Source organism: Candidatus Paceibacterota bacterium (assembly GCA_028697015.1).
Classification (GTDB): domain Bacteria; phylum Patescibacteriota; class Minisyncoccia; order Minisyncoccales; family GWA2-38-27; genus JAQVFW01.
The window spans coordinates 1-7,928 of sequence record JAQVFW010000016.1; the positions used below are offsets into that span (position 1 = coordinate 1).

At 42.7% G+C, this 7,928-nt stretch carries 5 protein-coding genes and 1 tRNA gene; 3 read left to right on the forward strand and 3 right to left on the reverse strand.

Going from position 1 to position 7,928, the window contains the following annotated elements; all coding sequences use genetic code 11:
• A partial coding sequence (locus PHH50_03625) for an HD domain-containing protein (protein ID MDD3729373.1) occupies window positions 1–1,372 on the reverse strand: 1,372 nt, incomplete at its 3' end.
• Between the two features lie 64 nt (window positions 1,373–1,436).
• On the opposite strand from PHH50_03625, the gene PHH50_03630 reads away from it, so the two are divergent.
• Window positions 1,437–1,513, forward strand: a tRNA-Arg gene (locus PHH50_03630).
• A gap of 1,534 nt (window positions 1,514–3,047) precedes the next feature.
• Here the strand turns inward: PHH50_03630 and PHH50_03635 are convergent.
• Window positions 3,048–3,503, reverse strand: coding sequence for a hypothetical protein (locus tag PHH50_03635; GenBank protein ID MDD3729374.1), 456 nt, complete (start codon window positions 3,501–3,503; stop codon window positions 3,048–3,050).
• 123 nt (window positions 3,504–3,626) lie between these two features.
• On the opposite strand from PHH50_03635, the gene PHH50_03640 reads away from it, so the two are divergent.
• Both PHH50_03640 and PHH50_03645 read left to right on the forward strand, forming a co-directional pair.
• Window positions 3,627–3,860: a hypothetical protein gene (locus tag PHH50_03640; protein ID MDD3729375.1), complete on the forward strand. Its 234-nt coding sequence runs from the start codon at window positions 3,627–3,629 to the stop codon at window positions 3,858–3,860.
• Window positions 3,861–3,864: 4 nt separating this feature from the next.
• A complete protein-coding gene (locus PHH50_03645) occupies window positions 3,865–6,129 on the forward strand; it encodes a hypothetical protein (protein ID MDD3729376.1) in 2,265 nt (754 codons plus the stop codon).
• On the opposite strand, the gene PHH50_03650 is transcribed toward PHH50_03645, so the two are convergent.
• Window positions 6,126–7,439 (reverse strand): DNA methyltransferase, encoded by a 1,314-nt coding sequence (locus PHH50_03650; GenBank protein MDD3729377.1) that lies wholly within the window; start codon window positions 7,437–7,439, stop codon window positions 6,126–6,128. The two genes, PHH50_03645 and PHH50_03650, sit on opposite strands and share 4 nt — an antisense overlap.
• Window positions 7,440–7,928: the final 489 nt, after the last annotated feature.

Below are 7,928 nucleotides of genomic sequence, written 5' to 3' on the forward strand. Positions count from 1 at the left end.
TTTCAATATCATTATCAGAAAGATTAGACAATTTTTTAAGTTCTTTAAGCAAAATATCCCTTTTATTTTTTTCAGGATTGTTTAAAACAAAGCCAAGTAAAATATCAAGAATCATCCCAACCTTTAATCCAGGAGAAATTTTCAATTCCTCCATAACTTCTTTTCCCCCGATTTTAAGCATTGAAACGGAAACAGGATCTTGAGAAATCTTATCGATTAAATATTTTAAATGTCTTAATTTATAAGGTTCGGCCTTAGGAACTCCGGACCCTATTCTGTCTGACATTCTGAGAGAAAGAAGATCATCTATGTTTTCAATTCCGACATTGCGGACAAGCCGTCTTACGGAACTTTCCTTTACTTCTCCAACATTGTAGTAAAAAAGGTGATAGCGGACAAGCTTTGTTATTTTCTCAATATCCTTTTTTTGAAATTTCATTCTTCTTAAGATATTTTCTGCAATTCTTGCTCCGACAACTTCATGGTTATAAAAAGTAGAATCGGCGCCTTCTCCTCTTTTAGTTTGCGGTTTTCCAATATCATGAAGTAAAGCGGCAACTCTAACATGCATGTTAAATTTCTTTTTAGCTGCATAATCAAGAGAAAAAATGGCATGCTCATAACAATCGTAAATATGATGCTTGTTTTGTTTGACATTATAGCTTTTTTCAAGTTCTGGCATAAAAATAGAAAGCGCCCCAAGCTGTCTTAGCTCTTCGATTCCTTCTTTAGCCAAAGGGCTCATAATGATTTTCAAAAACTCATCTCTTATTCGTTCTTGCGATATGTTTTTTAAAAGATTAATATTTTCTTTAATCGCAATTTTTGTTTTTTCTTCTATTTTTAATCCCAAAGTGGTTGCAAACCGAACCGCCCTCATCATTCTTAGCGCATCTTCATCAAAACGCTCCTGCGGTTTTCCCACTGCCTTTATTATTCCTTTTTTAATGTCTTCTTTTCCTAAAAAAGGGTCTATAATTTCAAAACCTCCTTTTTTTATTCTCATAGCCATAGCATTTATGGTAAAGTCCCTTCTTTTCAAATCCTCCTTTATATCCTTTGCCCATTTAACAATATCCGGATGCCTTTTATCAGTATATTTTTCATCTATTCGATAAGTTGTAATTTCTACCTCTTTTAGATCTTTTTCCTTTGAATTTGTTAAAACTAAAACAGTCCCAAACTTATTATTGGAAAAACTGTTTTTAAATAGCTTAAGAATTTCTTCAGGAAGAGCATTTGTGGCGATATCCCAATCCTTTGGTTTTTTGCCCATTAAAAAATCTCTCACGCAACCTCCTACAAGACATGCTTCAAATCCTTTTTCTTCAAGCGTTTTTATAATTTTTTCTATTTCTTTCCCAATTTTCATATCAGCTTAATTGTATATTATAAATTGATTTTCTTCAATTCTGTGTTAGAATTCCAAAAAGGAAGCGCCCGTAGCTCAATTGGACAGAGCGACGGTCTTCGGAACCGTAGGTTGTGGGTTCGAGTCCTACCGGGCGCACCAAAACTAACTTTGTCGGAATTGATTGCTCCGCTCGCCGCGCGCGAGGCGCGCGGCTCGCTTCGCAAAGCAAAATCCGCTTTTGTTTTCGCCGTAAAATCCCAGAGTTCGCCCCAATTGATTGAAAGCGTTTTGTCCTTGATTTCAGGGTTAGAGCCGAGAGAACGGAAAAAGTTGCGCCATTCGGCGTAATTTTTTGTTTGCGCCACTTTTTCCGCCTCTTTCAAGGACAAAACGAAACTCCGCAAGGGTTCGAGCCGATTCTTTCCCTGTTGCCCAAAATCTCCCAAACTTTCCTCCAGCTTCGCTTTTTGGCGCAGGAGTGCGTCTTTCTTGGTGAGATACAAGTCGCGTTCAATATCGCCGTCGAGATAGAGCGACACGAGCCGGTCTAGCTTTTCCTGCGCCTCTTTTAATTTTGCTTTGAGATTTTGGGCAACTTCCCCTCTCGCGGAAATTGTCTCGTGTTCCCATTCGTCAATCTGTTTTTCCATATACTCAATTTCCGCGAGAGGAAGCGACACTGATTGAAGCAGGGTTTGCGCTTGGGCGGCGAGTGCATCGGCGGCAAGATACGGCTGGCTACACTTTCCGCTTTTCTTGGTGCACCGATAGTAAGTGTAGCGAGTGCCAAAGCGGTTAGTGGCGTATTGCGCCGTAATCATATTGCCGCACTCGCCGCACCGCGCAAACTGCGTAAATGGAAAATCGTACTTTTCCTTTTGTTTGCGCGGTCTTTGTTTTGATTTAAGTACTTTTTGCACTGCTTCAAACAGTGTCGGGGAAAGAATCGGCTCAAAGTTTCCGTCGTGATACTCACCATGAAATTTTACAAATCCCAAATACGCTCTATTCGTGAGCATTTTCACGACGGAAACTTTTGCAATTGGCGTTCCTTTCTTTTGGACAATACCATGCTCCGCCAAAAACTCCGCTAAACCACCGAGGGTGTATTTTCCAGTGGCGTACTCCTCAAACGCTCGCTTGATAACTTTGGAATATGTCGGGTGCGGATCAATGTTCCTCGTTTTGTAGTTGTTCACATATCCCAAAGGAGCGAGCGTCAGCCATTCGCCACGGCGGAGTTTTTGGCGGATGCCTCGCTTCACATTTTCAACCAAGTTGTCCGAGAAATACTTGCTCTGCCCGAACGCCACTTGCAACATGAATTTCCCTTGCGGAGTTGGCTCAAACCAAAACTGCGGAAAGCGCAAAGAAGCAATAGCTCCGGTGTCAACAAGATAGATTATTCTTCCACCATCCACGCTATTGCGGGCGAGACGATCCGGGTGCCATGCCAAAATACCAAGCGGCTTTTTACTCGTTTCAATCATAGAAAGCATTTTGGCAAATTCGTCTCGCCCGGGCTTCTTTGCGCTTTTCGCTTCCGTGAACTCACGGATAATCTCAATACGTTCTCGCTCCGCAAATTCTCGCAATTCAAAAAGCTGTGCCTCAATGGACATTATCTGTTGGTCATCCTCCTCTGTGCTCTTTCGAGCGTAGAGAACGCATTGAGATTTTGGTTTGAGCTCTTTCACATTGTTATTGGGGCAAACTCTGGGATTTTACGGCGAAAACAAAGGCGGATTTTGCTTTGCGAAGCGAGCCGCGCGCCTCGCGCGCGGCGAGCGGAGCAATCAATTCCGACAAAGTTAGTTTTGGTGCTGTAATTATACACTTCGCGCGAACCTTTTTTGAGCGGGAAACCGACCCCGACAATGGAAGCCGCCCCGCCGCCGCTCGCTGACGCTCGCCGCCCAGCAAAAAAGTTTTCTCTGCATTTTTTAATTTGCGCGCGCCCGATTTTTTCTTCTAAAAGGAAAAGAAAACTTTTTTGCTGGGTTCTGCTCTGAACGAGCAGGGCGGCGGGACTGGCCTCTATTTTTTGAAAGGGAATGGCGGAATTCCCCCCACACCCCCCCCTTCCGCCATTCCCTTTCGGGGACGGACGGGATTTTTGGCGGCGACAGGATTCTCGCTCTTGCCCCACCCTCCCAGTGCGCGAGCGAGGTTAGGGAACTCCCTTGCATTAAATTTTAACATATGCTACGCTCTTTACAAATGGATAACACTTGTGTAAGGATAACACATATATTATAATAGCGTAAAACCTATGGATAAACAAGACCAAAAAAACGAACACCCGCGAGACCGCTTCAAACGGCTTGCTACTCTCCGGACAAACGCCGTCTTGAAGCGGCTAAAAGTTTTGAGTAACTGCGCTAATCGCCAAATTTACAAATACGACGAGCAAGATGTGGAGAAAATCTTTTCGGAAGTCGAGCGAAAAGTAAAAGAGGCGAAAGCCAAATTTCATTATCCTAAGAAAAAGGACTTCAAACTATAAACTTATGACAACACAACAAAAGCAAAATAAAGAAGTCCTTTTGAAACTCGTTGAAGCTACTACACAAGAGGAAGTAACTAACTTGGTTACTACTCATCCATTTTTCAAAAGTTGCCAGTGGCGAGCTTATGGTGATAATCCATTTAATGGTGGAACAATAAAAGGACAATCGCCTGATCCTGTCGGGGCGCTAGTTGAGAAAATTACTAATGGCATAGACGCGTTTGTTACTAAGTTGTGTTGGGACGCAGGAATTGATCCAACTTCTTCTTCCGCACCGCAAAGCCAGTATGAGGCGATAAAAAAGTTTTTCAGCGACGATGTGGCAAAATTTAATCTGTCGGACAAAGAGGTGCGCGAGGTTGCCTCAAAAACAGTCCGGATTATCGGTGAAGGCACCGCTGAAAAACCCACTATCTCTGTTATTGATTTTGGCGAAGGGCAACATCCGAAAGACTTCCCGGACACTTTTCTTTCAATCAATAAAGGAAATAAAATAAAAATCCAGTTTGCCCACGGTGTTTACAATCAAGGAGGGTCTGCGGCTTTGAAATTCTGTGGGAATGGCTATCAACTTGTTCTATCTCGACGCGCTCCAAACATTAAGAATGGTGAGGAGGACCTGTGGGGATTTACTCTAGTTCGTGAAAATTGGAAACCGGGCTATAAGGCAGAATGGTTTGAGTATTGCACTATTGACGGATCGGTTCCCTCCTTTCCATACGAACCACTAAAAATTTTGCCGGACAAAGAAGCTTTGGAGGGCGGAAGTTTTGTTCGTCTCTTCAGTTATTCTCTAAAAAATCCCAACTTTTTTATCACTGGACAGAGGGATAGAGAATTGGCACGAGAAATCAATAAGAGATATTTCTCAATGCCACTTCCTATTCAAATCAACGAAGTCCGAACCCAATTGCGCGGTTGGTCGGAGAAAAATAAAGTTACAAGAATTTACGGACTTTGGCGGCTTCTTAAGAAGCAATTTGATGATAAAAAAGTTATTCGTACAGTTCTTCCCCTCAAGGCGGAACTTGGGGTTTTTGGCTTGCGAAATATTGAAATTGCAATTCTTAACGATGAAGGCGATGCGGGGCAATCGTACAAGAATCAACAAGAAAAGATATTCCTGACGGTAAACGGGCAAGCGCAACATACAGAATCGGTTAATTTCTTGAAAACGAACTGTCTTTTGCCAGACCTTGCGCCATACATGATTATTCACGTTGATTTATCAAACGCGGGCTACCAAGCAAATAAAATATTCCATACGGCGCGAAGCGGAATGATTGATATACCAGAATACGATGAATTTCATAAGCGTTTGACGGATTCAATCAAGGGGGACGAAACACTAAAGGAACTCAATCGCGAATACAAAGAAAGAAAATTGCGGAACGCGCAACCAGAGGATAAAGACCTTTCGCGATACATCGGGCGATTGGTAAAAGACAATCCATTTTTGGCTTCGCTTCTCAATGCGGGAGAGGAGGTCCCAACCGAAAAGCCGGAGGGACCGAAAAAGGAATATCACGGCGAGTATATTCCAACTATTTTTGATTTAGGTGATAAAGAAAAGGAAATACCATGCAACCGCTACGCATGTTTGAGAATAAAAACAGACGCAACGAATGATTATCTCACGCGGTCAAAAGACAAGGGCGAGTTTCGTTGGACCGCTTCAAAATTAGTTCAAATAAACCACTACTCGCTTAAAAATGGCTTTTTGCCTGTGAGAATTGAGCCGGTAAAAGACGCAAAGCCGGGCGATACCGACACTATCACGTTTGAATTGACGCGCCCCAACCAAGAACCATTGAAAGCTGAATTGAAAATAATTATTGGAAAGCATGAAGAACCAAAAACAAATCCGTCAGGACCCCATAAACCGCCAACGAAACTCGCCTTAAAACTTCCGGAATTAAAACCCGTACCGAAAGAGGATTGGGGAAATTTTGACTGGACAGGTCAAGATATCGTTAAAGTAGAAGAAGACCAGGAAGGTATAACAGTGTACATCAACAAGGAGCCGGATGTGTTGACGGAATTCCCAAAAAGAAACCCCCGCTATTCTTCCGGAGACATGATGACGGCTGTACAGAAACGATATTTAGCAAGCGTCTATCTTTATTCCGTAGCTATGTTTTTTGACATGAAAGACGAAGCCGAGAAACGAGATTGGGCGATACCGGCCTCAATGCGTGCAATTAGTAAATTCCTTTTGGATCTCGCTTTCACGACACGAATATCAGAACAAATAGAGGAAGATTAAATCTTCTCCATTACCACGACATATTCAAACTCGTAAGCGCGTGTTTTTGACGGGTTGCTCATCCCTGTAAACTTTCCGCTTTCTATATCACGCCACGGCGTAATCATTTTGTTAGGAATTTCGCGTTTGATGAAATCAAGTTTGTTGAAACCGGCCGCTTGCATTTGCTCGGCGGCAACCTGTGCGTTCAAAATCTCTACGCCTCGCAAACTTGTATTCCCAATAATGATACACGCCTTGCCTCCGGTTTTGAGTACGCGGTACATTTCAGCAAAAACTTTTTTCATATCCAAAAAGTAATTCGCAACATCAATAGCAAGCGGCCGTTCAACTTGTATTAAGTCATCAACAATTTTTTTCGCAATCAAGCTGTTAAAGTCGCCGTTTTTTTCGGCTTTCGAACTTGTACCGATAAAGTTTCTGCGAAAATCTAAAAATCCATTACTAAAGTGGTGCCATTTCTTAAAATGTTTTGGGTCGTCGCCGAACCAAAGGAGTGAGAGTTGGTGCAGGTCGGCGTACTCATATGAAGTTACATAAGGCGGCGAAGTGATAATGAGGTCAATAGTTTCCTCATCAATCGGGAATTTCTTTGTTGAATCTCGCCGATACATTTTTGCGGCGACATTTGTATATCCGGATTGAGCAAGTGTAGTATAAAATCGCTCATTCTTTTTTATCATTGAATCTAAGTGTCGCAAAAATGACTCCTTTGGGTTCGGCACAACCTTATCCTTATCAATCGTTGGTTTGATACTTTTCATCAACCAGCGCGAACAATTTTTGAGATTGTGCGAAAAGGCACAGAGAAAAAAACGGCGAACATTATGATTTTTGATTTTCTTGATTACGAGATAAATTTTGTCTAATTCGGCAATCGTTGGTTCATCAAACCAATATGAAATTCGCGTATGGTGATTGAAGGATACTTGTGGCGCGTTTTCGTAATTTGTCAAAAATTTCGCTCTGTGATTTGTGAGCGTTCGCGGTTTGATAGGAGTGGTCTTTGTTTGCGTGATAAGTTTGGCAACCGGATTTATATCAAAACCAACGCTCTTGTGTCCCAACATCTTTGCTTCAACCAAAGTTGTACCGCACCCCCCGAACGGATCGCAAACAACTTGTGTACCGCTTGGCGCGTAATCCTCAATCAATTTTCGGACAATTTGCGGAATGAACTTTGCCGGATAGCGATGATAATCGTGAGTGAAAGCGGTTGTTTGCGACCGTCCGGCATCACGAAAAGACCACTCCTCGCGAGGTTGTAGTGTTTTGAACTGGCGTTGTATAGAGGTTGATACAGTGAGCATAAAATGGTAATCTAATTATACTACTTTGTGAATTTTAGGGCAAAGAAAATTCACATCCTGTCGCCGCCAAAAATCCCGTCCGTCCCCGAAAGGGAATGGCGGAAGGGGGGGGTGTGGGGGGAATTCCGCCATTCCCTTTCAAAAAATAGAGGCCAGTCCCGCCGCCCTGCTCGTTCAGAGCAGAACCCAGCAAAAAAGTTTTCTTTTCCTTTTAGAAGAAAAAATCGGGCGCGCGCAAATTAAAAAATGCAGAGAAAACTTTTTTGCTGGGCGGCGAGCGTCAGCGAGCGGCGGCGGGGCGGCTTCCATTGTCGGGGTCGGTTTCCCGCTCAAAAAAGGTTCGCGCGAAGTGTATAATTACAGCACTCTTTTTAAATAAAAAGAGACGGTATATCCCGCCTCTTTTTTATAAAAGAATTATTTTGTGCAATCAAGACATTTTCTGGCTTCCGGAGAAGCATCTAATCTTTCCTCACTTATCTTTTTATT

Excerpts from the sequence above, each read along its gene's own strand:
- PHH50_03640 (MDD3729375.1), top strand. The coding sequence starts at position 3,627 with ATGGATAAACAAGACCAAAAAAACGAACACCCGCGAGACCGCTTCAAA.
- PHH50_03650 (MDD3729377.1), bottom strand. The coding sequence starts at position 7,439 with ATGCTCACTGTATCAACCTCTATACAACGCCAGTTCAAAACACTACAA.
- PHH50_03645 (MDD3729376.1), top strand. The coding sequence starts at position 3,865 with ATGACAACACAACAAAAGCAAAATAAAGAAGTCCTTTTGAAACTCGTT.